This window comes from Streptomyces sp. NPDC054956, assembly GCF_053609185.1.
Genome location: NZ_JBSGXB010000106.1, coordinates 1 through 22466 on the forward strand (window position 1 = coordinate 1; position 22466 = coordinate 22466).

A 22466-nucleotide genomic window follows, 5' to 3' on the forward strand; every position below is an offset into this window, starting at 1 on the left:
TTTCCCGGACTCGCGCGCTACCGGTCGAGCCTCCGGCCCGGCCGCTCTGCGTGGGCCCGGCCAACTAGAGCGCTCAGTGGCCAACTACGACGCTCAGTCACACCAGCGCCTCCGGCTCGCCGCCGATGGACCAATGAACTGGCTTGTTCGAATATGTGTTCGGTAGGTTGGGAGGGGAGATTCGGCCAGGTCGGCTGAAACAGGCGACGGCTGGAGGTGGACCATGGTCTGTGGCGTCCACCTGCACGTCGCCAGCGGTTACTCGGCCCGCTACGGTGCCTCACACCCCGCTGACCTGGTACGACGTGCCGCCGAGCGCGAGATCGGCACGCTCGCGCTCACCGACCGGGACACCGTTGCCGGCACCGTCCGCTTCGCGAAGGCCGCCGCGGCCGCCGGGGTCCGGCCGGTCTTCGGGGTCGACGTCGCCGTCGCGCCCTGGGCACCGCCCCACCCGGCCGCCGCCCGCCCCCGGACCCCGGATCGGGGTGGCGCGCACGTGGTGGAACCGAAGCTGCGGGTAGCCCTGCTCGCACAGCACGGCGCGGGGTGGGCGCGCTTGTGCCGTCTGGTCTCCGCCGCGCACGCGGGGGCAGTTGGTGGGCCGCCGGTGGTCTCCTGGGAGACCCTCGGCCAGTACGCGGACGAGGGCCTGATGGTGCTGCTGGGCCCGTCGTCGGAGCCGGTGCGCGCGTTGACGGCCGGGCGGCCGGACCTCGCCGAGGAGCTGATCGCGCCCTGGCGCGAGCTGGTCGGCCCCGGTCTGCGACTGGAGGCTGTGTGGTGGGGGCTGTCCGGAACGGGGCCGGGCTCGGTGCGCCTGGCCGCCCGCACCCTCGGCCTCGCCGACCAGCTCGGCATCCCGGTGGTCCTGACCAACGCCGTCCGGTACGCCGATGCCGGCCAGCACAAGATTGCCGACGTTCTGGACTCGGCCCGGCTGCTGCGTCCGATCGACCGGCGCCGGCTCGACTGCGGCGAGCGCTGGCTGGAGGGCCCGGCCTTGATGGCCGAGGCCGCGGAGCGGATCGCCGAGGCGGCCGGAGCAGGGGCCGGGCGCGCCGCCGCGCTCCTGGCCGAGACGGCCGCGACGGCGGAGGCGTGCGTCGTGGACCCGCAGGTCGACCTGGGCATGGGCCGGCCCCACTTCCCCGAGCCCACCGTCGTCGGCGCCGCCGCGGCCCCGGGTGGGGCGATGGAGCTGCTGAGGCAGCGGTGCGCGGACGGCATGTTCGCGCGCGGCCTGGACGGTGACCGGCGGGCCGTCGGGCAGTTGGAGTACGAGCTCGGCGTCATCGGCCAGCTCGGGTTCGAGCCGTACTTCTTGGCGGTCGCCCAGGTCGTCACGGACGTTCGGGCGATGGGGATCCGGGTCGCGGCCCGTGGGTCCGGTGCCGGCTCGATGGTCAACCACAGCCTCTTCGTGGCCACCGCGAACCCGCTCGACCACAACCTGCTCTTCGAGCGCTTCCTCAGCGTGCGCCGGTCCTCGATGCCGGACATCGACCTCGACGTTGAGTCCGCGCGCCGGCTGGAGGTCTACGACCGGATCATCGAGCGCTTCGGCGCGGAGCGGGTCGCGGTGACGGGGATGCCGGAGACCTACCGGGCCCGGCACGCCCTGCGCGACACCGGACTCGCGCTCGGCTTGCCCCCGCAGACCGTCGATATGATCGCGAAGTCCTTCCCGCACATCCGGGCCTGCGATATCCGCGCAGCGCTCACCGAGCTGCCCGAGCTGAAGAAGCTGGCCGCCGAGGCCGGCTCGTACGGCCCGCTGTGGGAGCTCGCCGAAGGGCTGGACGCGCTGCCGCGCGGGTACGCCATGCACCCGTGCGGCGTCATCATCTCCAACGCCTCGCTCTTGGACCGGTTGCCGGTGCAGCCGACGCCGGGTGGGCAGTACCCGATGGTCCAGGCCGACAAGGAGGACGTGGAAGACCTCGGGCTCGTGAAGCTCGACGTGCTGGGGGTGAGGATGCAGTCGGCGATGGCACACGCCGTCGCCGAGATCCGCCGCACCACCGGCCGCCAACTCGACCTGGACAACCCCGACCACGTCCCCCTCGGTGACCACGATGCCTTCGACCTGATCCGTGCGTCGGACACGGTGGGGATGTTCCAGCTGGAGAGCCCGGGGCAGCAAGACCTCGTCGGCCGGCTCCAGCCGCGCGACGTCCAGGACGTCATCGCCGACATCAGCCTCTTCCGGCCCGGGCCGGTGAAGGGGGGCATGCCCGCCCTGTACATCGCCGCCCGCCACGGCGCCGCCCCGCACTACCCGCACCGCGACCTGGAGCCCGTACTCGCCGACACATACGGGGTGACCATCTGGCACGAGCAGATCATCGGGATGCTCTCCATTCTGACCGGCTGCGACCGTGCTCTCGCCGAGGTTGCCCGCCGTGCGCTGGCCGACACCGACCGGCTCCCGAAGATCGAGACGTGGTTCCGGCGCGACGCCGGCGCCCGCGGCTACTCCCCCACGGTTCTCGACGAGGTGTGGGAGATCGTCAAGAGCTTCGGGGCGTACGGTTTCTGCCGCGCGCACGCCGTTGCCTTCGCCGTGCCCGCCCTTCAGTCCGCGTGGCTCAAGGCCCACCACCCCGCGGCCCTCTACGCCGGGCTGCTGGAGCACGACCCCGGCATGTGGCCGGCGCGGGTGATCGTCTCCGATGCCCGCCGCCACGGGGTGCCCGTCCTGCCGGTCGACATCAACCGCTCCGCCACTGAGCACCGGATCGAGGAGGTAGAAGGAGGGGTATGGGGGGTGCGGCTCTCGCTGTCCACGGTGAAGGGAATCAGCGAGGAGCAGGTGGCCCGGATCGCCTCCGGCCAGCCCTACAACGGGATCCTGGACGTGTGGCAGCGGGCCCGGCCCGCGCTGCCGATCGCCGAGCGCCTCATCCAGATCGGCGCGCTCGACGCCCTGCGCGGACCGCTCACCCGCCGCGACCTCCTCCTGCAGACCGCCGAACTCCACCGCCACACCGCCGCGCGCCCTGCCGCCGGCCAGCTTCCCCTCGACGGCGATCTCGTCACCGCCGAACCCTCCGGGCTGCCCGAGATGACCAGCCGCGAGACCCTGGACGCCGAGCTCAGCATCGTGCGGATCGATGTCTCCCAGCACCTGATGACCCACCACCACCGGCTGCTCCGCGAGATCGGCGCCACCGACTCCGCCCACCTCAAAGCGATGCACCCCGGGCAGCAGGTCCTCGTCGCCGGCGTCCGCGCCTCGACGCAGACACCGCCGATCCCTTCGGGGAAGAGGGTCATCTTCGTGACCCTGGAGGACGGCTTCGGGCTCGTCGACATCGCCTTCTTCGACGACAGCCACGACGCCGTCGCCCACACCGTCTTCCACTGCGGCCTGCTCCTGGTCCGCGGCACGGTGGAAGCCCGCGGGCCCCGCCGCACCGTCGTCGGACAGGCCGTCTGGAACCTCGACGAGCTCGCCGCAGCCCGCCGCGACCACGGCCCTGAGGCCGTCCTTGCCCTTCTCGGCCGGAGCGAGCCCGCCCGCACGCCCGCGCAGACACCGTCGCGGACCCTGCCGAACGGGACCAGCGGAGCCCGGCTCCACCCCTACGCCGACCTCCAGCCCGCCGGCACCCGCGCCGCCGACCTCAAAGCCCTCGGCTACACCAGCCCCGGCTCGGCGGGGTGAGCGCCGTGACCGAACACCGCATCCTCCACGCCTTCTTCCATATCCAGCCGGGCTCACGCGCGGACATGTACGAGCAGCTCCTGGCTCTCGCCGAGAACATCACCCCGCGCGTCCAGGCGATTCCGCCGGACGCCGCGCACCTGGATATCACCGGTGCGCTCCGCTACTTCGATCGCGATCCCGAAGGAATCGCCGCGCTCCTTCGGATGCGGACCATGGCCCTGCACGGTGTGCAGACCACCTGCGCGATCGCGCCCACCAGGATGCTCGCCACGATGGCCGCCGCGGTCACCCCGCCCGGCGCCACCACCATCGTCGAAGCCGCCGCCGTGCAAGCGTGGCTACGGCCGCGACCCGTCGCCGCCCTCCATGGCGTCGGCCCCGCCACCGCGACGAGGCTGCGTGCCTACGGGCTTCACACGATCGGCGACCTCGCTGACGCACCGCTGCCCGCCCTGACCAGGATCTTCGGCGCTGCGACCGGGCGCTCGCTCCATGCCCACGCCCACGGCCACGACCTGCGCACCGTCCAGCCGCAGCCGATCGCGAAGTCGGCGACCGCAGTGCGGGACTTCGACCACGACGTCCTCGATCCCGTCGAGCACCGCCGGGCCCTCCTCGACCTGGCCGAGGAGCTCGGCGGCCGGCTCCGCGACGAACAGCAGATCGCCGGGAATCTCACCCTGACCGTCCGGTACGCCGACCGCTCCACGAGCTCGCGCAGCCGTACGCATTCCGAACCCACCGCCCACACCCGACCGCTCGCCGGCACCGCCTACGAGTTGTACGACTCCCTTGGCCTCCAGCGGGCTCGCGTCCGCTCCATCGGCCTGAGGGCACAAGACCTCCGGCCCGCAGCAGAAGCCGCCGAGCAGCTCACCCTCGGTCCCAGCGACGATCGCGCTCGCGCGATCGAGGCCGTTACCGACCGCGCCCGCGCCCGCTACGGCCACGGAACCATCCGCCCCGCCGCTCTCGCTGCCACGGGCGGCCGACGGCCGGATACACCACCCACGAGAGGGACTCGCTCATGACTACTCCCGCCCCTGCGCCGCGCCCAGGAATCGCTACCTGGAATCCCGGCCAGGCCGGACCATGCCGACGCTGACTTGTTAACTGCACTTTCTCTGGCTCGCTAGGCGGGCTGGTGCGGCTGCCTTAGGTCAGTTGGTGCAGCCGGTGACTGGAGTGCCGGCGCAGTTGCCAGGCGTGTTGTCGGCGATGCTGGCCGGGCGGGTGAGGGTGACGGTCTTGGTGGCGTAGATGCCGCCGCCGGTGCCACCAACGGACTTTCCGGCAAGGGTGGCCGGGTGACCGGTGTTCTGTGTGATCTTGGTGGTGCCCCGGACCGTGAGGGTTCCTCCGTTGTAGATGCCGGCGCCGCGGGCTGTGTTCCTGGGATTGAGCTCCTTTTTCAGGTAGTTCAGGCTGGGCTTCTCGTCGGTGGCGTAGGCGTGGTTGCCCTTGATGGTGCTGTGCTCCACGACGGCGTCGCCCTCGTTGTAGATGGCGCCGCCGTTGCCGTCCTTGTAGAGGGCTCCGTGGTCGCTCGTGCTGCCGCCCACCTTGTCGGTGCGCACTGTGCCGTAGACGGAGTTGCCGGTGAACGTGGAGCGCGTCACTGTCAGGCTGCCCCAGTTGTGGATGGCGCCGCCGTTGGCTCCCTTGTTCCCGCTGAACGTGGAATCTTCCACCACGGCGGTGCCCTTGGAACCGACATTGATGGCGGCGCCGTTCATGGCCCCGCCCACTTCGGACAGACGAGCATCGTTGTTCTCGAACTGGACCTTGCGGACGGTCAGGTGCCCTGCCTGGATGCCTCGGCCAGCCCAGGCAGCGCGGGAACTGTTCCGCAGCGTGAGGTTTTCCAGGGTCAGTCGGCCGTCGCCCGTCACCCCGAAAAAGCCGAACGCGTCCTTCGGGCCGCCCTTGCGGGCGATTACAGCGCCGTTGCCCTTCACCGTGTAGCTGTGGCCGCTCGCCAGGGTCCACATGGTCGACAACCCAGACGACGACTCAGGGGATGTGAGGTTCTTCTCGAACGTGTAGATGCAGCTGGCCTTCTTGTTGGGATTCAGGACAATCGTCGTCGGCTCCTTGGTGCGCTCCGCCTTCCTGATCGCCTTGTGTAGAGCGGTCGGCTTCCCACACGGCACCTTGACCGTGTCGCCGGCCTTCTCTGCGGCGCCAGCCACGGGGAGGCCGAGAACGATCCCGCTGCCTGCTGCCATCACGCCCGTCACGACCAGGGCCATCCGCGTCATCTTCACTACGACTTGCTCCACATGTGATCCCGCCCACCGGACGCGGGCAACCAACGGGGTCAAAGATCCAAGTGGCGTGAGGTCACGGCCTCCCACCCAGCGGAACGGAAAGTAGAGGCAGTGCAATATGACTGACGGATCACGGACTACCAGGGAAGTCTGGATCACTTCGGTGATCTCGTGATCTTCATACCGGCGGGGGGTGTCCATAGTTCCGAGGCATGGAGGGGCACGATTTCGCAGATCGATGCGGTTCGGGACGTTGACTCACCCGGCAAGATCATGACCACGTTCCGTCCGGGGGCTCCGGTCTTTGCGATTGTCGTCAGGCCCGACAGCCACCACGACGAGTGGCGAGCACTCTCACATTGGGCAGACGCCCGTCAGCTGGACATCAGACCGCTAGCCCCGCGGACTGAAGTGCAGAGAAGCCAGAGAACATGCGCGCGTTACGGAGCCGGTGGGAACCCGCTCTGTGTGCCCTGCCGTGCCGCGCTTCAGCAGGTCCAGTCGAAGCCGTCTTACCCCGGAGCCTGACACAGCACGTCCTTCTGGTCTCCTCCCCTTCTGTACCCGGCAGGGGAGGCCGTCGGTGCCGGTCTTGGCAGAGCTATCCCGAGTGGTCCTGCCCCTCCGGTCTGGCCGGGTTGGCTGGTGCCCCGGTTATTCAGTGCCGCAGGCCGGGGGAGGGCGCGCGCTGGGGGCCGGGCTGATCGGTCGCAGCCTGCGGTCCGGGCCCGTTGCGGCGTGGTCGGTGCCGGAGCGGGCCCGGTGTGCGGTCAGGTCAGGTCCCGTCGATGGAGGTGGGGTCCTTGTCGAATTCAGCGCGGGTGATCCACTGGCTGGCGAAGTCGTCCTGGCTGGCGAGGGCCGAGCCGCCGATCCATACGGAGCAGCGACGGTCCGGCGGGGCGATCACGCGGACCTTGGTGCCTTGTGGGGCGAGCGCGGAGATCTCGGTGTGCAGGCGCTCTGGTAGCCCGGTGAACGCCGTGCTCCCGCCGGCGAGGATGATGTTGTAGTACAGCTGCTGGTGCAGGGCGGGGTCGGTCTTCTGGATCGCCTGGTGGACCCTCTCGTGGATTCCGGGCATCTCCTTGCCCATGAGGGCGGGCTGGAAGAGGGCTTCCGGGCACCGGAACCTCTCCTTGTCCACGGTGATGATCTGACCGTCGGGCAGTTCGTACGTCTTGATGTAATACCCGTCGTCCGCGGCCAGGGCCTTCTCGTAGTCGTCGATGACGAGCCCGTACCGCTCCTTGATATCGCGGACGATTTCGCGCTCTGCGGCCGTGGTGAAGGAGTGCCCCCGCTCCGTGAGGATCAACATCATGTAGTCGGTGAGATCCTGGCCGGCGAGGTCCTGACGGCCCGTCGCGTTGCTGATCGCCTGCGGCAGCGCGCCCATACTGGCGGCCACGACGGGCACGGCGTGCGTGACGCCGTCTCCGATCTCCAGTACGAGACCGCTGTCGAGTCCGGAGGCGGTCAGGGCGAGCACGGAGGTGTTCACGATCCGGAGGGCCGCGACACCGATGTCTTCGAAGAGCATGCGGGCCGCGTCGTGCCGCGTCTGGCGGGGAGTCAACGGCGCTTCGGCCAGCAGCACACGGCAGTCGGACGGCGCGACGGCCAGCTGCTCGAAGGCGTGTCGCCACAACGCGGCCGCGTCGTCCAGGTTGGTGATGATCCCGTGCTGGACGGGATGGGACAGGGCGAGCACACCCCCCTTGCTGGCCGCCTCGTCGCCCACGTAGATGTCCTTCAGGTCCATGCCCTGGTGCCGGGGTCGGCCGACCACAGCCGTTTCCACGACCTCGGGCTCCGACTCCCCGGCCCGCCCGGCCTTGATCAAGCCCGAACCGAGATCGATGACGATGTCCATGCCGCTCCTCCACTGTCTGCCAATACGCAGATGGGGGGCTGTCCCACTCCAACGGGAACCAAACACCAGCCACCCTTTCGAGTGACGTGCAGTTCCGGCGATTCCCGGCAAGATCACCCGCCCCACCACACAACACCGAAGGCCCCACGGAGCATCAGCACCACAGGTGTTGCACGCGCTCTGGCCACTCTGATGCCCCTGCACTGCGCGGATTCGAACCACACACTCACGGAGCCCCGGAGAACCTGCTCTGCCAGGAGTGCAGGGTCGCGGTGGTCGCGGCCCAGCAGAAGCCGGCGCACCCAGGAGCCTGACGCAGCAGGGCCTTGTGGCCCTGCCTGCCGCGCCTCCGTAGGACCGGCGGGGGAAGCTGATGGTGCCAGGCCCGGAGCGGCGGTGAAGGAGGCCATCCCGAGTGGTCCTGACCCCGCCCTTCGAGCCGATGCTCGCCCAGGCCGCCGACCACGTCCCCGGCTCCGGCGTCCTAGCGAGCGGCTTCGCGGCGGAGCAGAAATATGACGGCCACCGCGCGATCCTCTTCACCCCCGCGGGCCCCGGGGGCCGGCTGCTGCTGCAGAGCAGGCGCGGCTCCCTGGTCCAGGACCAGTTCCCCGACCTGGCCGCGGCCGCCGACCAGCTGCCCGACGGCCTAGTCCTCGACGGCGAGCTCATCGTCTGGGACACCGCAGCCGGCCATCTGTCCTTCGAGGCCCTCCAGCGCCGGGCCGCCGCCCGCGGGCGTTCCGCGGCCGCGCTCGCCGTGAAGACCCCGGCGTTCTTCATCGCCTTCGACGCCCTACAGATCGACGGCACGGTGCTGCCGGCCCTCCCGTACCGGGAGCGCCGGCGCCGGCTGGAGGTCCTGTTCGCGGCCCGGGCGCTGACCACCCCCTGGACGCTATGCCCGATGACCACCGACCCCGCCACGGCAACGGAGTGGATGGAGCACTGGACGGACGTCCCCGGCGTCGAGGGCCTGGTGCTCAAGAACCTCAGCCAGAGCTATCGGCCCGGTGCCCGCGGCTGGACCAAGGTCAGACGGAGGAACACCACTGAGGCGATCGTCGGCGCCATCACCGGCACCCTGGCCCGCCCCCAACTCCTTCTCCTCGGCCGCCACGATGAGACCGGCCGCCTCCGCCCCGTCGGCCGCACCGTACCGCTGCGCCCCGCCGCGGCCCGTGAGCTCGCCGAGCTCCTCACCCCGGCCGGCCCCGGCCACCCGTGGACCGGCGCGAGCTTCTCCTCGGCCTGGGGCACCCGCGACGTCCTCAACACCACGCTGGTCGAGCCCGAGCTCGTCGCGGAGATCAGCGCCGACACCTCCGTCGACCGGGGCGGCGTCTACCGCCACCCGATCCGCTACGTGCGCCTGCGCCTGGACGCGACCATCGAGGACGTGCCCCGGTTCAGCGGAACGCCGGGGGCACCGGGAGGGGGCTGACCCGTTGTCCGGTCGGTCGCAGCCGTCTGCATACCCACTTCACGACTCGACGCCGTTGGAGGTGCTGCGGCCGCTGGTTCGAGGAAGCTGATCAGCGGCCGATGTTCCAGGACGCGGTAGGCGCTGCCGCGTCCGTGGCGGGGAGCGTCGGTGCGATCCGGATCCACCAGCGGCGCAGCAGCAGCGGCGGATGACTGCGCAGTCCGCCCGCGGCGGAAAGGTAGCGCAGCCGTACGGGCTGCGCCCTGCGTTCATTGAGGCGGTGCGTCAGGGCGCGAACCGTGGCGGGTCGTCCGCACTGGCGGGCTGCAATCGTGTCGCAGGCCAGCTCGCTCCACCAGCCCACGACGCTGCGAGCGGCGAGGAGCACCGCGATCGTCGCTGCGGCGTACGGGAGGGGCAGTAGTCCCGCGCAGGCCACGGTGCTCACGGCGATGCCGGAGGTCAACAAGACGTGGTGGATCGAGTCGTTGCGCTCGATGTGAGCGAGCTCGTGCTCCACGATGTACGCCAGGGCCGCTCGTCCCTCGGGGAAGAACCAGATGAGTCCCAGTTCGATGTGACCGAGCGTCCTCGAGGTGCGCGCGGATTGGGCGGCGCCTGCCCAACCGATCCCGGCGCCGGTCACAGCAAGGGTGATGCGGTCCATGCCGTGCGCGGCGACGAAGTCCGCGACGCGAGCTTCGACTTTGCGCATCTGTTGTACCTGGGCCTCCATGTCAGCCTCGTGCGGCTCCCACGCCCGGTCCCGGTACATCTCCCACGTCATCTGCTGGCGCCACAGGTGGCTGAACCCCAACTGGCCCAGAGCGGTCAGCCCGAGGCCGGCGTACACCCCGCCGACGATCAGCGCGGACATCAAGACGAGGGCCAACGACGCGTTGCCCCGGTACTGAGCCACGCCGACGACGGCCGTGACGACGGCGGTCAACCCTGCTCTGCCCCACGGGCTCCACACCCAGTCCCCGACCATGAAGATCACCGTAGCCCCGGCTTCGCAGGTGCGTGGGCTACTTCCTCGGACCGCGGCGGCCCTCCCCGGCCACCCCCTTCGGGAGCTGGCTGATCATCTCGCTGACACGGCCTCAGCCCCGTGGCAGGGTGCGGTGACCAGATCAGCAGACGGAGGGGGCTCCCGTGGAAGCACGGATGTGGAACGGCTTGGTCAGCGTGGTGAAGCAGGCGTACACCGCCGGACTGGGCGAAGGCACGGTGCCGCGCCCGCTCATGATGCCGCTGGTGCGCGGCGAACTGGTCGGGCTGATCTGGGCCCGCCCGCTCTATGTCGGCAAGGACGCGCTCGCCGGGATCGCGGAGCTCGCCAACATCGCCGCGGCAGCCGGCGCGGACGAGGTCGTCCTCGCCTGGGAGACCCACGACGTCGCCACCGCCTGCGAGCTGCCCATCGTCGGCCCGGCGCCGTGCCTGAACATGGTGCTCGCCACCCCGGCCGGGCACGTACTGCACCAGTTCCCGTACACCGAACAGCTCCTGTCCCGGAGCCCCGAGGGCTGGGCATCGATTGCCCCCGGCTGGAGGCCGGCCACCGCGCCGCGGGCCGGCGGCGAGCTGGTGCCGCCCATCCAGACGGCGGTGAACTACTCCTTCACCCCGATCGAGCTGAACCATCCCGACCCGTTCGGCGTCACCGTCGTGCTGATGGAAGAGGACGGCTACCGCATCAGCCTGACCGAAGCGTTCGCCCGCTGATCCCGTGGCACGGAACCTCGACGACGACGCGCCCCGTCGGATGCGGGCCGCAGAGGAATGGATCTCACAGGCAATGACCGATGGCACTCGTGATCAAGATTCCGGCAGCGAGCTGGCGCCGGACGAAGACCCGGAAGCGCAATCGCGCTGGGAAGAGGCCATGCGGGTAGCCGAGGGCCTCGATGTCTACCGGGATGTCGGGAAGGTGGAGCGAAAACTTGCCCGTGCGCGATCTGTCGCCCGGGTGCGGAGGGTGGCTCTGTCGGTAGCCGCTCTCTCGCTCCTGGCCGGCGTCGGCTGGACAGCCTGGACCTGGGCGACTCCCTCCCGTTTCATCGGGCCCGACATCTTGTGCGCCATCTTCATCGCACTGTGCCTGGGAGGGGTCAAAGCCGACAAGCGACGGCGGGGCTCCAAGGAGAGCACGGCCGAGCTGGAGGACTGGCTCGACATTGCGCGGGGATCAGCGCGGATCGTGAGCGCCCTGCGCGGAACTTCGCTCGACTTTCAGCGGGGTTTGTACCGTGAGGATGCCGTTGACGTCATTGAGCAGCACCGGGCAGACAGTCGGAAGTACCGGCGTGTCCACAACACGCTGCAGAACTTCATCATGATCGGCTCCGCAGCGACGACGACCGTGGCAGCGCTGGACACCGGTGGCAAGCTGACCTGGCAGAACGTGACGATCGTCGCCATCGGCTTTGCTGTCACGCTGTCCGCCGCGTTCACCGGCTACTACAAATACCGCGAGCGCAGCTACTTCCTGCTGCAGACCGCCGACTCCATCGAGGAGGAGGCCAACGCCTTCAACCTCGGTATCGGGCCTTACAGCGACTACGACCAGGACCAGCGGTCCCAGGCCCTGAAGCTGTTCACCCAGCGCGTCGAGGACCGCCGCAACGAGCAGCGGCGCCGCCAGCAGCAGCTGGACCAGCCCGCCGACCAGGCCACGCCCTCCACCAGCCAGCCGCCGGCTTGACCCCGGCCTCAGCCCCGCCGCCGGCCTCCTCTTCGCTCGGATCGTGCGGGGACCGGCGGCGCGATGGTCGGGCCCCGTGTCCCGCGCCCCCAGGGGAGGAAGAGCGCCAGCGCGGCCAGGACCTGGCCCAGGCCCGGGAGGATGTGCTGTAAGTCCTCGGGCCGGGCCTTCGCCACGACCGCCCGGGCCACGATGGCGACCACGGTGAGCAGCACGACGATGACCGCGAGCGCGGCGAGCAGGACGTAAGCAGGCAGGGCGGAAGCGAGTTCCGTCATGAGGGCCTCCGAGGGCATACAGAAAGAGCCCCGGCGGGCGCCGGGGCTTTCGAACACAGGTCGTGCGGGGCGGGGTTACGAAAGGCTCCCGCCCGGTACGCGGGCGGGAGCCTTGGTTCGGTGGAACTGGCAGGGGATTTGCTGGAGCCATCAACCCTGCCGTAATGCCTGCACCGTCGTGAGGGAGCGCGGGCTCCACCTCGTTCCGCTGGTGCATCTGTATGTGGTTGTGGGGCGTCATGGTGGCAGTGCCCGGGTGGTCCGGTCAAACCCCGTGGTCAGGTCATGCGGTCTGTCCGAGCTGGCGCGGGCTCTGTGGCTTCCCGGCCCGCTCGGCACGGGCCCGGCGCAGAGCGGCGGCCTCGGTCGCGGCGGCCTGGCGGCGGCGCTGGGCGCGGGCCTGATCGATCGGGGCCGGCGCATCGTCTGCGGCGACGTCGGGCTCGGGGAACGCACGGCGGGACAGCTCGCGCATCACGGCGCTCTGCCGCTCCACCGCCTCCGCGATACCCGGGTCCACTCGGCGAGGAGGCGCGGCCTCCTGGTGTGCGGCGAGCGCACGGTGGTAGCCCTCGCACGCCGTCTCCCTCGTCCTCACCGAGCCCACGGCGCCGTCGGCCGGGTCCACCGGAGCGGCGCTGGCCGGGTCGGGCGTGGACGCGGCGCCGGGCGGCAGGATCCGCAGGGCGCTCACGGCGGTGCGGCCCGCCGCCTTGTTGGCGGCCGCGATGACCCGGGTCTGCTCCATGCGCGCCTTCGTCGCCCAGGCCGTCGACTCCGGGCAAAGGGTGAGCCGGCCGGAGTCCGGGTCGTACGCCACGGCGGCGATATGCCCGGCGAGGTCGGGGGCGATGGCCGCCCACCGCTCGCGCAAGGAAGCACCGGCGGCCGGGAGTTCCCAGGCCCGCTCGGTGACCAGCGCTCCGAGCGCGGCACCCAGGCCCATCGGCTCGCGGCCGTCGCGCCGCACGGTCGTGGTACCCCGCGGCTTCTTCTTCGCCTTCTGGCCGGCGCCATTGTTCCGGGCCGCCTCCCTCGCGGCCCGCAGAGCGACCCGGGCCAGGTCGACCCCGGACACCTCGCCGCCGCTCACGCCTGCCCCCAGGTGGTGTAGCCGAGGTCCAGGTGACCGAGGTCGGCCAAGCGCTTCACCTGGGCGACGAACGCCCTGGTGAACAGGCGCTGTGCCGACAGCTCGCCGTACCGGTCGATGTGGTCGACCACCAGCTGGTGATCGGCGGCGGCGCGGTTGCGCCAGTCCAGGACCTGCTCCCGGGTGAGCTCCTCGAGGACCAGCTCTTGGTCGCCATCGATGGCGACGTCGGCGAACTCCGGTTCCGGAGCGGGGACGACGGCGGCCGGGCGCGGCGCGGGCAGCGCAACCGGCGCCGACGGCGCGACCGGAACCTCGAAGGCCGGCTGCGCGGCGGCAACTTCGGCGCGGGCCTGCGCGGCGGCGGCCTGCTGCTCGCGGACCTGTGCCCACCGGTGCTCGCGGATCCACGCCTGCGCAGTCACGTCCTGGTGCAGCTCCCGGTCGGCGGCTGCGCGGCGCTCTGCCTCGGAAGCGCCGGGCATCGCGGCATCGACTGCGGCCGCGACCGCGTGGCGCTGGGCGCGGCGGTCGGCCTGCCGGTCCTCGCAGCGCGGGCAATCCTGGCCCGAGTCGAGCAGGATCCGGTCGTCGCACCGGGCGTCGCCGCACTGCTGGCGCTGGGGCAGGCCCCGCGCCAACAACCAGCCCACCGGATCGGTGATCGCATCACCGGTGCGCAGCTGCTCGTCCAGGCGCCGGACGAGCCGGTCGGCGAGCGCTTGGGGGGCGTCCGTACGGCCCGCGAAGCCCTCCACCCGGGTCAGCTCGGACCGTGCGGCAGCCTCCACCAGGCGGCGGGCGGCCGCACGATCCAGCCGCGCCCACACCAGGTCGACCGGGGCCAGGACGACCCGCAGTTCCTCCGGCGGCAGAGGCACCCTCCCCCGCTGTTGCCTGCCCTGGCCCGCACCCTTCACGACCTGCACCGGAACACCGGCCACCGGCCCGCGGCCGGGCTTCTCGCTGCTGATCGACGGGGACTTCTTCGGCTGTTCCCCGCGCAGCGGGCCACCGTCCTCGCGCATGTACGCGCGGTCCGGCAGATCGTGGTTCCCACCACGGCCTTCGCCGGAAAAGCCACGAGAGAGCTTCAGAGGAACGACGGGAGTAACCAGGTGAGAGTGGTCAGTGTGAAGGGCTGCCGCAACGTCGGGCTCTGCAACATCAGCCTCATCCGTCACCGGCACGCCGCTGATCTGCGGTTCCGTCTCCAGCTCCGAGGGCTCACCAGCCCTTGCCGCAACGTCGGGGTCTGAAAAATCGGGCTTCGGGGCCTTCGAACGGCCCTCCTGGACAACGTCGGCGACCGTACGCCCGTGCGCGGCGGCGACCGCCGGCACCATCAGCCGCGACCGGTTCGCCAGCCCGGAAGCCGTCCGCAGACGCACCCGGAGCACCAGCTCCCGGTCCTCCAGGCGCTCCAGCACCCGCTCCCCCGCCGACGCCGTGCAGCCCAGCAGCCGGGCCACCGTCGTCGCAGCCCGGCCGCGCTTGGTGTCCACGGTCCCGCCGCACTGCCGCACTCGCCCGGTCTCCCGCGCCTCCAGCACCAGCAGCAGCAGCGCCAGACGGTCCGTCGCTGCACCCCGACCGGTACGCGTACCGATCAGTCCGGCCGGGATCACCCGCCCGTCCCGCAGCGTCCAGCCCGGCCCCATCACGGCCTCCAGCAGCCGCAGCAGCGTCGCGTACTCCTTCTTCGCCAGGTTCAGCGGGTGGCCGACCACGTCCTGCGCCGCCCACAGGGGCAGCACCCGGCACTCCAGGCCGTCGTCCTGCCCGTACTCGCCCTCCGCAGTGTCGACGGAGACCACGCCCGAGCGGCGCAGCACCGGCACCACGTTGGAGGCCACGTACGACGCGGACAGCCCCAGCCACCGGCCCAACTCCGAGGTGCGGATCCGAACCACGCCGGTCTCCGACGGCGTACGCGACGCCAGCACCAGCACCGCCAGACGCACCGCGTCCGACGCACCGTCCAGGCCGGCCACATCCAGCAGCGCGTGCACCGCCCCACCCAGCCGGGCACGAGCGTCCCGACCGAGCGACAGCGGATGACCCGCGACCCGCTCCGGAACCGGCCCAGCCGGGACGGACAACTCCTTACGGGGGCGCGTGAACGTGGCGGCCGACGCCGCCACGGCGCTCATCGGCCCACCGCCCCGACAGGAGCGGCGGGTACTACCAAGGTCGAAGCCATCTGCATCGTCATCGGGCCTGTGTACGCGCCAAAGCGGACACCGCCCGTGGGAGCCGTTTCGTGATCCATTCGCTGAGCCTGCAGCGCTCGGCCTGTGGACAGAGGCGGCTCAGCCCCGATACCCCTCCGCGCTCCCGCACGGCGGGTAAAAATCTTGAAATGCGTCCCGCCACACGGGACACCGCCGTCGACGGAGTTGTCGGTGACCTCCGAGAACGGGTGCATGAGGAGGGCGGCAGACACCGCGACCGAGCCCAGCGAGCCCACCCCGGAAGCGCTGCCCTTGTAGTTCCGTGCCGGAAATCTAACTTCCGGCACGAACTCCGCAAAGGCGAATGAACCGGACTGCGGTCCCGTCGCGCGGGACGCCTGCTGGGCCTGAACCGGTGTGAAACGGACAAGGTCAAGCTGACAAGGGACGGCACTCTCGTGCACTATGAGAACGACCTCGCCTTCCATATAGCTGGACCGACCAGAGCCCCTCGGGGCTGGACGAGCCAGATGTGCGGATGTGCGGGCCCGCCCCCTTCGTGAGAAGAGGGCGGACACCGATCGGTTGGGGGGAGATTTCTCCTCCCCTCCCGGTCCTGCTGAACCGCAAAGCCCCCGTGGTGGGGGCCCGCGGGTAAGGCGGGGGTACTGCTACAGCTGTGGTGGCCGTGGTTAGTGGCCTGGTGCTAGTGGCCCTGATAAGGGGCCGGATGGAATGAGCGGCCTGATAAGCCGCAGCTCAGGACCAGCAGCGAACTGGAACCTGTGCGACCGACACGGGTGATGAGCCCAGTCGGTAGACGGGCCGCGCGAGGCCAGCGGGAGGTTAGTCCGCTCTTGGCGCGCGCGGCCGATGGCCTTAGGTCATCCCGACCCCCTCGATACCGAAGGCGGAGTCGGCGAACCCGGAAACGGCCGAAGCCGTGAGGTCATGACTCATCGGACGCCCCCTCGACAGCGGCGTCCGGATGCTTCGCGGCCAGCCTCCGAAGAAGATGCGCGTACGCGCGACGGTTCCCGCGGTGAGGCTGGGCCCGCCCAGCCTCCCACTGCGCGACCGCGAGACGCTTGACGCCGATGGCGGCGGCGACTTCGGTCTGGGTGAGGCCGGCGGCAAGACGAAGCTGCTGCCGGACCTGGGGCGTGGGGAGAGTGTCTTCCTCCACCAGGGCGTCAATTCGCCTCAGCGGATCGGACATCGGGACCTCCACCCTAGAGAACCATTCCCGAAAACATACATGACCCCGGCGATCTTCGGTACCGAGAACGAGCGTGTTGCCGCGCGAGATACCGACCGACTGCACCCGACTCCCCACCCTTCCCCGACGACCGTTCCGCTCCTGACGTGAGAACGCGCAGGTAGAACCCCTTGGTGCCCCTGAACCGGAACAGATTTCGAGCGGTTGTTCCAGCGTGACTCGACGTGAAGTCCGGCTGCCCCCGTGTGCCGGGCAAATGATTCGCGAACCGTCCGGCCACGCGGGATGGGGAAGCCGAATGCCCGTCAGCCTGACCCAGTCAACGGCCGGTTCGCCGGTCACTGGCCGCCTCGCAGCTCCCGAATGTCCCCGGTCACGCGAGCCCTCCCAGATGGGAGTTGCTGGCCTTCGCTTCTTCGGCGAGCTCGGGGAGTTCGTCGACGATCACCCCGGCTTCGGCGAGCTGCTCCACACCGATGCAGTCGGCGACGAACAGGGACGGCTCGCGCCAGGCGATGACGACGCGCGCGAGGCCGGCGTTCAGGATCAGCTGCGCGCACGGCGTGACAGCATGGCGCCGCTGAGAGCAGGGTTCGAGCGTGCTGTAGATCGTTGCGGTGCGCAGCCGCAGGTCGCCTGAAGGCAGCTTCGCGAGCGCTGCTCCCTCCGCGTGCACGTGCGTGTCGGTCTCCCGGCTGTACCCGGTCGCCAGCTCGGTGCCGTCGTCGCCAACGATGACTGCACCGACCGAGTAGGCGCCTTCGGACGGCGGGCAGAGCTTCGACAGGTCGATCGCCCGGCGCATCCAGTACAGGTCACGCTCGTGTGCGGCGGAGGAGCGCTTCATCAGGCGCGTCCCTTCGGGGCGTAACGGAGGAGGACGACGTCGCCGATCGCGCGGGCTTCCAGCAGCTGCATCCGGGCGGTCGATCCGCCCGGGTAGGCCGCGGTGCCCAGGAACTTTGGGGCGTCGGTCTGGCCAACTAGGAGCGGGGCAACGACGAGGTGGAGCTCGTCGGCGAGGTCCAGGGCCATGATCTGGGTGTGGATCGTGCCGCCGCCTTCCACCATGAGCCGGCCGATTCCTCGGCGGCCGAGCTCGTCGAGGACCAAGCCCCAGTCCAGGTCGGCTCCGACGTTGACGACGTCAGCCAGCTCGCCGAGCGTGGCCTTCACTTTGTCGACGGCGGAGTCCACGGTGAATACGAGCTTCTGGCCTCCGTGGTGCCAGAACTTGAGGTCGGCGTCCAGATTGCCGCTCGCGGTGACCGTCACCTTCAGCGGGTACTCCGGCCGGCCCTCGGCAATCCGCTTCGCGCGCCGCTCCTCGGAGTTCACCAGGAGACGCGGGTTGTCCTTCCGCATCGTCGTCGCGCCGATCAGGATCGCGTCGACCGAGGCGCGTACCTCGTCCACGCGGTCGAAATCGTCGGCGTTGGAGAGCAGCAGCCGATCGGAGCTCGTGTCGTCCAGGTATCCGTCAACGCTCGTGGCGGCGGACAGCAATACGTACGGGCGGGCGGTCATCTGATCAGGCATCCATTTCTGATTCGTGGAGAAGAGTTCCGTCGAAAGCGCCGCGGAATTCCGCGACCTCCGGCAGGCGCTGCCAAGGCACGAGGGCCCTGTCCAGACGGGCGAGTTCGTTCAGGATGCGGCCGGAGCCGGTGCCCTGCGCCACGGTCAGCGCGTGCATCCCGATCGCGGCGGCCTGCTCGGGCACCCGGGCCCCGGCGAGGGACACTGCCTGCCGCGCCATGTAGACGCCGCGGTCGCGGTGGTAGCCGTCGGGGAGCAGCCGGATGGCGCCGCGGAACGCGTCGGCGGCCTGGTCGTGCTTGCCGAGGACTTCTAGGCCCTGAGCGCGGTGGACCTCGACGTACGAGGCGTTCAGCCAGACGCCCCAGGGAGAGGGGTCGGCGGCGACGCCATCGAGGGCGTTCCGCACGTGGTCGATGGCCCGCTCGCTCTCGGAGTACTCCCCCCGCAGCGCGTGGCCATACGCCTCGTAGGTGCGGGCCACGGCAGCCAGCCGGCTGCGCGGCCGCGCCATGCGCTGCGCGGCCTCGGCCAGGTCCACGACGTCCACGAGGTCGGCCATGTCGCCGGCGAGCTGCGCCTTCCGCGCCATCACGTAGGAGGTCAGGTCGACGTCGCCGACGGTGTGCGACCACTGGAAGGCGCGGTCCAGCCAGAACTGGGCCTTCGCGTTGTCGCCCAGGTCCTGGTAGAGCCAGGACAGGAACTCGCCGTACTGCGTCTGGAGCTCCATCAGGTCGTGCCGGTCACTGCCCATGGCGTCCTGGCGCAGCTGCTTGATGACGTCGATGTACTCGCGCGCGGCGGTGATGGCCTGTCGAGGGCCGAGCAGGTTGTCGCTCTCGATCAGCAGCCTGCGCGTGCGGCGCAGGTGCTCTACAGGGGTCGACCCGTACGCGGACGTGGTCCGCGCCTTGCTCGCCAGCCCCGGGATCGCGCCGGAGTCCGCAGCTGCGGGGGATCCTGCACCCAGCGCAGCCACGGCTCCGAGTCCCACTCCGCTGCGTAGAAGAGCGCGTCGATCGAGAGACACCCACACCACCGACCCATCTCGTAGACGACAGGGGACAGAGATCCCCTCCTCGTCCGACGCTGCCTGCTCCGGCAGGGTCAGGGCCAGTGCTGCCGACGACTTGGCCACATGAACGGGGGGATTGGCCACATGGCCACGGTCATCCCCGATGCGCTCCCACAGGCGGAACAGCATGCCGCCCGCGCCGAGCGCCCCGTCCAGTCGGGCGGCCTGGTCCCGGTCGGCCATCCGCTCGGCCCGCTCGAATCGTCCCAGGTGGCTGTGGTCAAGCAGGGCCCGCTTCGCAAGCGTGCGGAGGCTGAGTCCCCGGCCCGTACGGAGCTCTCGGAGTTCGTAACCCCAGTTATGCAGAGGCGACACCCAGGGCGTCAGCTCGTTCGCCTTCTGCGCCATCTCGCCCCCCAATCCCGTGGTCTATGTGGCCAGTTCGCCTGGCCACATGTCAGATCTGGAACTTGCGACTCACCCGCCGCTAGAACCGAAAGGTGCAGGTCGGCCTAGATGCGGGAGGTGTGGTTCAGTGGGTCTCGTTCTTGCCCGTCTTGGCCTCGATCGTGGACAACACGTTGGCCGGGTCCCCGTCGTACACGATGTGCTGTTCACCGGCGGCCGGTGCATGGAAGCGCCCTTCGAACCGCCGCAGGTCTTCCTCGCTGAACTCAATGCTGTTGGCGTCGACGAGCGCGTGAGCGTTCCGCTCCTTTATCCGTCCCCAGCGCACTTCGAGGGGTACGGGCAGGTAGATCAGGACGGGCGTGCCGCCAGCCTCCATCACCGCTGCCGCCCACAGACCACGGTCCTCAGGCGTCCAGAACCCGTGATCCACCACGACGTCGTGGCCGGCCGCCAAGAGCTCCTGGAGCTCGAGAGCGATGTCCTGAAGGACAGGCGCCTCTCGGACGCGAAACTCGCCGCGGGGGAAGTCGCGCCCGTAGTGCCCGTATCGCCTGAACATCTCCTCGTCGGGGCAGAGCCGCCGGTAGCCGGCCTGCTCAAAGGCTCGGGCCAAGGTCGTCTTGCCCGCTCCGGGCATCCCAGCCATGAGGATCCCGCGCGGCGCGGGTCCCGGGCGGCCGGACAGGGCGGCGGTGATGCGGCTGATCGCGAATCGTCCTTCCAGGGTCAAGGTGTCGGCGTGCGCAGCCCGGAGGAGGTCTTCGAGGCGAGCGTCCAGGCAGTTCACGAGGGTGTCGTCCAGAAGAACCTCATCGTGGATGGTCACCGCAACACCTCCGACGTAGAGCGCCGTGTACGGCCGGGTGCACCCAGGTCGACGCCGTACTCCAAGACTTGCTCGTCGGCATCCAGGAACCTTGCGGTCAGCACCAGGATCGCCGCGACGGTCCCGGCCTCCAGCTCCAAGAGGTCCAGGTCCTCTGGCGTGGCGATGCGAGCAGTCTCTTCATCCACGCGGTGCGTGACCTGCCGTCCGGTGGCTTCAGCGATCAGGTCCAGCGACAGCCCGCCCTTGAGACGCTCGCTCTTCGCCAGCTCGGGCAGGGCTCGGGCGAATTCTGCCGGGATCCAGGACGTCGAGTGGGAGACGATCCCATGAGCATCCCGGTAGACGCGGCTGCGGCGGATCACGTCGTCACCAGGATCGATACCGAGCGCGTACGCGACGTCCTCGGGCGCTGCCACTATGCCAGCGGTGTGGCCAGAGGACTTCTCGCCAACGCCCCACGAGGACTGAGTTTTGCTGCTGCGGTCATGGCGCTCCGAGCCGGAGGCGAGCGGCACGGGGCGGCCCACCACCTCGGTGCCGACCCCCGGGATGCCGTTGACCAGCTTCTCGTCGCGCAGCAGCTTCATGGCTCGGTCGGCTGTTGCGGTGCTGACGTTCCACTGGTCGGCCAGGGCGCGGATGCTCGGCAGCAGGTCTCCGGCCGCGAGTTCCTCCGAGTCGATCAGGGCGCGGTAGTGAGCCGCGATGCGCGCGTACGGCGGCCTGTTGTCCGCTCGGGGCTGCCCTGGCATGTCGTCCTCGCCTCCTTCGATTTCGTCTAGGTGCCTCACTATACCGCTTGACACCTGAGGCTACCTGAGGCAACCTCAGGTATGTACAACGACGGTGATCCCACGGGAGCACCGAGTAAGCAGCACCACCGCAAAACAGCGGGAGTCACCGTCTCTTCGGAGGTGGCGGCAGTGGGGTGAGCCGAGCTCCCCCGGCCGAGGCGCCTGTACCGAATAGCTACACCTGGTTCACCCCGAACAGCGCTGCTGCGCTGTCTGTCCGTCAGGACCACCAGCCGAAAGGCCGGCCTGGCGCGGCAGAGAAGGCAGCACCCGCTTCCGCGTCGTCAGGAGGTTTCGATGCCCCAGATCCGTCCCGGCCGTAACCGGTCCAAGAACACCAACCGTCGCGCGCCTCTGCTTCTCAGCGGGATGGCGCCGGAGGACTTCAACGTCCGTCCGGACGAGACGAAGTCGATCGCCTGCCCCGACTGCCGCACCTGGCGCCGGATCATGGGCGACAAGGTCCTCAAGATCCGTGAGCACTGCATCTCCGACAAGGTCGCGGAGGGCGAGAAGCACACCCTCTGCCCCGGCACCGACCAGGTCGTGGTCATCGACATCGACGTACAGCGCTGGCAGGCCCGGCAGAATCGGCTGCTGCGCGACGCGATGCCGCAGGACAACCGGCGTGCGGCCCAGCAGTTCTACAAGCCGCTTCCGGCCCCGGCCGCTCCGGTCTCCCGGATCAAGGCGGAGGTCACGCTGGAGTCGACCCGCCAGTCCTACCTTGCGCACCGCAGGGGATGCACGCGGTGCGTCGGCGGGCAGCACTGCACGGACGGCGGCATCCTCGCCCGCCGCTACGTCCTCGCCCTCCAGGAGGAGCCCGCCCGCCGCGACGCCCGCGAACAGCTGGAGCGCCAGGAGCGGCGCACCGCCCAGAAGCAGACGGCGCCGGCCGTCCGCAAGGCGCAGTGGGCCAAGCGCGGCGGCGAGGCAATCGAGGAGACGAACAACCTCTGCTCGGAGCGGACTTCCGGGTCGATCTCCGAGTTCCGCGGCCCGCAGCTTCCGCTGGAGCCGCAGGACGTGAAGGCACACGACCGGCGACAGGCCGAGCTGGGCAAGCGGTACGCGCGGAGGAACCCGGCGACGTCAGCCGCCTGATCCGCACACCGAGACGATCGACCACGGCCCCGGCCGCCCCGCAGTAGAGGGG

Annotated in this window: 18 protein-coding genes and 1 pseudogene; 6 read left to right on the plus strand and 13 right to left on the minus strand. The window is 70.1% G+C overall.

Annotation, left to right across the window (positions count from 1 at the left end; genetic code table 11):
• Window positions 1-223 precede the first annotated feature (223 nt).
• Together ACWGDE_RS18445 and ACWGDE_RS18450 are read left to right on the plus strand one after the other, a co-directional pair.
• Complete coding sequence (locus ACWGDE_RS18445) at window positions 224-3670, plus strand: DNA polymerase III subunit alpha (protein ID WP_453390047.1); 3447 nt, start codon at window positions 224-226, stop codon at window positions 3668-3670.
• 5 nt (window positions 3671-3675) lie between these two features.
• Window positions 3676-4704, plus strand: a complete 1029-nt coding sequence (locus ACWGDE_RS18450) for a DNA polymerase Y family protein (protein WP_453390048.1) — start codon at window positions 3676-3678, stop codon at window positions 4702-4704.
• Window positions 4705-4833: 129 nt separating this feature from the next.
• Here the strand turns inward: ACWGDE_RS18450 and ACWGDE_RS18455 are convergent, their stop codons facing one another.
• Window positions 4834-5925, minus strand: coding sequence for a hypothetical protein (locus tag ACWGDE_RS18455; RefSeq protein WP_453390049.1), 1092 nt, complete (start codon window positions 5923-5925; stop codon window positions 4834-4836).
• Between the two features lie 793 nt (window positions 5926-6718).
• Window positions 6719-7819 (minus strand): hypothetical protein, encoded by a 1101-nt coding sequence (locus ACWGDE_RS18460; RefSeq protein ID WP_453390050.1) that lies wholly within the window; start codon window positions 7817-7819, stop codon window positions 6719-6721.
• Window positions 7820-8234: 415 nt separating this feature from the next.
• Between ACWGDE_RS18460 and ACWGDE_RS18465 the strand changes: the two genes are divergently transcribed.
• Window positions 8235-9263, plus strand: coding sequence for an ATP-dependent DNA ligase (locus tag ACWGDE_RS18465; RefSeq protein ID WP_453390051.1), 1029 nt, complete (start codon window positions 8235-8237; stop codon window positions 9261-9263).
• Window positions 9264-9354: 91 nt separating this feature from the next.
• Here ACWGDE_RS18465 and ACWGDE_RS18470 read toward each other — a convergent pair whose 3' ends face one another.
• A complete protein-coding gene (locus ACWGDE_RS18470) occupies window positions 9355-10236 on the minus strand; it encodes a hypothetical protein (RefSeq protein ID WP_453390052.1) in 882 nt (293 codons plus the stop codon).
• 176 nt (window positions 10237-10412) lie between these two features.
• On the opposite strand from ACWGDE_RS18470, the gene ACWGDE_RS18475 reads away from it, so the two are divergent.
• On the plus strand, window positions 10413-10973 hold the full coding sequence (locus tag ACWGDE_RS18475; protein WP_453390063.1) for a hypothetical protein: 561 nt from the start codon (window positions 10413-10415) through the stop codon (window positions 10971-10973).
• 73 nt (window positions 10974-11046) lie between these two features.
• Window positions 11047-11952, plus strand: a complete 906-nt coding sequence (locus ACWGDE_RS18480; protein ID WP_453390053.1) for a DUF4231 domain-containing protein — start codon at window positions 11047-11049, stop codon at window positions 11950-11952.
• Between the two features lie 8 nt (window positions 11953-11960).
• Here ACWGDE_RS18480 and ACWGDE_RS18485 read toward each other — a convergent pair whose 3' ends face one another.
• The 10 genes and pseudogenes from ACWGDE_RS18485 to ACWGDE_RS18530 form a co-directional block, all read right to left on the minus strand.
• Window positions 11961-12230, minus strand: a complete 270-nt coding sequence (locus ACWGDE_RS18485; RefSeq protein WP_453390054.1) for a hypothetical protein — start codon at window positions 12228-12230, stop codon at window positions 11961-11963.
• Window positions 12231-12513: 283 nt separating this feature from the next.
• Window positions 12514-13323 (minus strand): DciA family protein, encoded by an 810-nt coding sequence (locus ACWGDE_RS18490; protein WP_453390055.1) that lies wholly within the window; start codon window positions 13321-13323, stop codon window positions 12514-12516.
• Window positions 13320-15335: a hypothetical protein gene (locus ACWGDE_RS18495; protein ID WP_453390056.1), complete on the minus strand. Its 2016-nt coding sequence runs from the start codon at window positions 15333-15335 to the stop codon at window positions 13320-13322. Before ACWGDE_RS18495 ends, ACWGDE_RS18490 begins: the two co-directional genes overlap by 4 nt.
• Before the next feature lie 1111 nt (window positions 15336-16446).
• A complete protein-coding gene (locus tag ACWGDE_RS18500) occupies window positions 16447-16716 on the minus strand; it encodes a helix-turn-helix transcriptional regulator (protein ID WP_453390057.1) in 270 nt (89 codons plus the stop codon).
• Window positions 16717-17089: 373 nt separating this feature from the next.
• A complete protein-coding gene (locus ACWGDE_RS18505) occupies window positions 17090-17563 on the minus strand; it encodes a deaminase (protein WP_453390058.1) in 474 nt (157 codons plus the stop codon).
• Window positions 17563-18255, minus strand: coding sequence for a RibD family protein (locus ACWGDE_RS18510; protein WP_453390059.1), 693 nt, complete (start codon window positions 18253-18255; stop codon window positions 17563-17565). The genes ACWGDE_RS18505 and ACWGDE_RS18510 overlap by 1 nt, the downstream gene beginning before the upstream one ends.
• Complete coding sequence (locus ACWGDE_RS18515) at window positions 18248-19237, minus strand: DNA-binding protein (protein ID WP_453390064.1); 990 nt, start codon at window positions 19235-19237, stop codon at window positions 18248-18250. The genes ACWGDE_RS18510 and ACWGDE_RS18515 overlap by 8 nt, the downstream gene beginning before the upstream one ends.
• Window positions 19238-19468: 231 nt before the next feature.
• Window positions 19469-19681: pseudogene (locus tag ACWGDE_RS18520) on the minus strand (helix-turn-helix domain-containing protein); the annotation flags it as partial.
• A gap of 124 nt (window positions 19682-19805) precedes the next feature.
• The gene (locus tag ACWGDE_RS18525) at window positions 19806-20510 is read right to left on the minus strand and encodes an AAA family ATPase (protein WP_453390060.1); all 705 of its coding nucleotides are present in this window, start codon (window positions 20508-20510) and stop codon (window positions 19806-19808) included.
• Window positions 20507-21265: a GntR family transcriptional regulator gene (locus ACWGDE_RS18530; RefSeq protein ID WP_453390061.1), complete on the minus strand. Its 759-nt coding sequence runs from the start codon at window positions 21263-21265 to the stop codon at window positions 20507-20509. The genes ACWGDE_RS18525 and ACWGDE_RS18530 overlap by 4 nt, the downstream gene beginning before the upstream one ends.
• Before the next feature lie 339 nt (window positions 21266-21604).
• Here ACWGDE_RS18530 and ACWGDE_RS18535 point away from each other — a divergent pair, with 339 nt between their 5' ends.
• Window positions 21605-22414, plus strand: a complete 810-nt coding sequence (locus tag ACWGDE_RS18535; protein WP_453390062.1) for a hypothetical protein — start codon at window positions 21605-21607, stop codon at window positions 22412-22414.
• Window positions 22415-22466 lie beyond the last annotated feature (52 nt).

Excerpts from the sequence above, each read along its gene's own strand:
- ACWGDE_RS18460 (WP_453390050.1), bottom strand. The coding sequence starts at position 7,819 with ATGGACATCGTCATCGATCTCGGTTCGGGCTTGATCAAGGCCGGGCGG.
- ACWGDE_RS18510 (WP_453390059.1), bottom strand. The coding sequence starts at position 18,255 with ATGCCTGATCAGATGACCGCCCGCCCGTACGTATTGCTGTCCGCCGCC.
- ACWGDE_RS18530 (WP_453390061.1), bottom strand. The coding sequence starts at position 21,265 with ATGCCAGGGCAGCCCCGAGCGGACAACAGGCCGCCGTACGCGCGCATC.
- ACWGDE_RS18535 (WP_453390062.1), top strand. The coding sequence starts at position 21,605 with ATGCCCCAGATCCGTCCCGGCCGTAACCGGTCCAAGAACACCAACCGT.
- ACWGDE_RS18475 (WP_453390063.1), top strand. The coding sequence starts at position 10,413 with ATGTGGAACGGCTTGGTCAGCGTGGTGAAGCAGGCGTACACCGCCGGA.
- ACWGDE_RS18485 (WP_453390054.1), bottom strand. The coding sequence starts at position 12,230 with ATGACGGAACTCGCTTCCGCCCTGCCTGCTTACGTCCTGCTCGCCGCG.
- ACWGDE_RS18505 (WP_453390058.1), bottom strand. The coding sequence starts at position 17,563 with ATGAAGCGCTCCTCCGCCGCACACGAGCGTGACCTGTACTGGATGCGC.
- ACWGDE_RS18500 (WP_453390057.1), bottom strand. The coding sequence starts at position 16,716 with ATGTCCGATCCGCTGAGGCGAATTGACGCCCTGGTGGAGGAAGACACT.
- ACWGDE_RS18480 (WP_453390053.1), top strand. The coding sequence starts at position 11,047 with ATGACCGATGGCACTCGTGATCAAGATTCCGGCAGCGAGCTGGCGCCG.
- ACWGDE_RS18455 (WP_453390049.1), bottom strand. The coding sequence starts at position 5,925 with ATGGCCCTGGTCGTGACGGGCGTGATGGCAGCAGGCAGCGGGATCGTT.
- ACWGDE_RS18470 (WP_453390052.1), bottom strand. The coding sequence starts at position 10,236 with ATGGTCGGGGACTGGGTGTGGAGCCCGTGGGGCAGAGCAGGGTTGACC.
- ACWGDE_RS18445 (WP_453390047.1), top strand. The coding sequence starts at position 224 with ATGGTCTGTGGCGTCCACCTGCACGTCGCCAGCGGTTACTCGGCCCGC.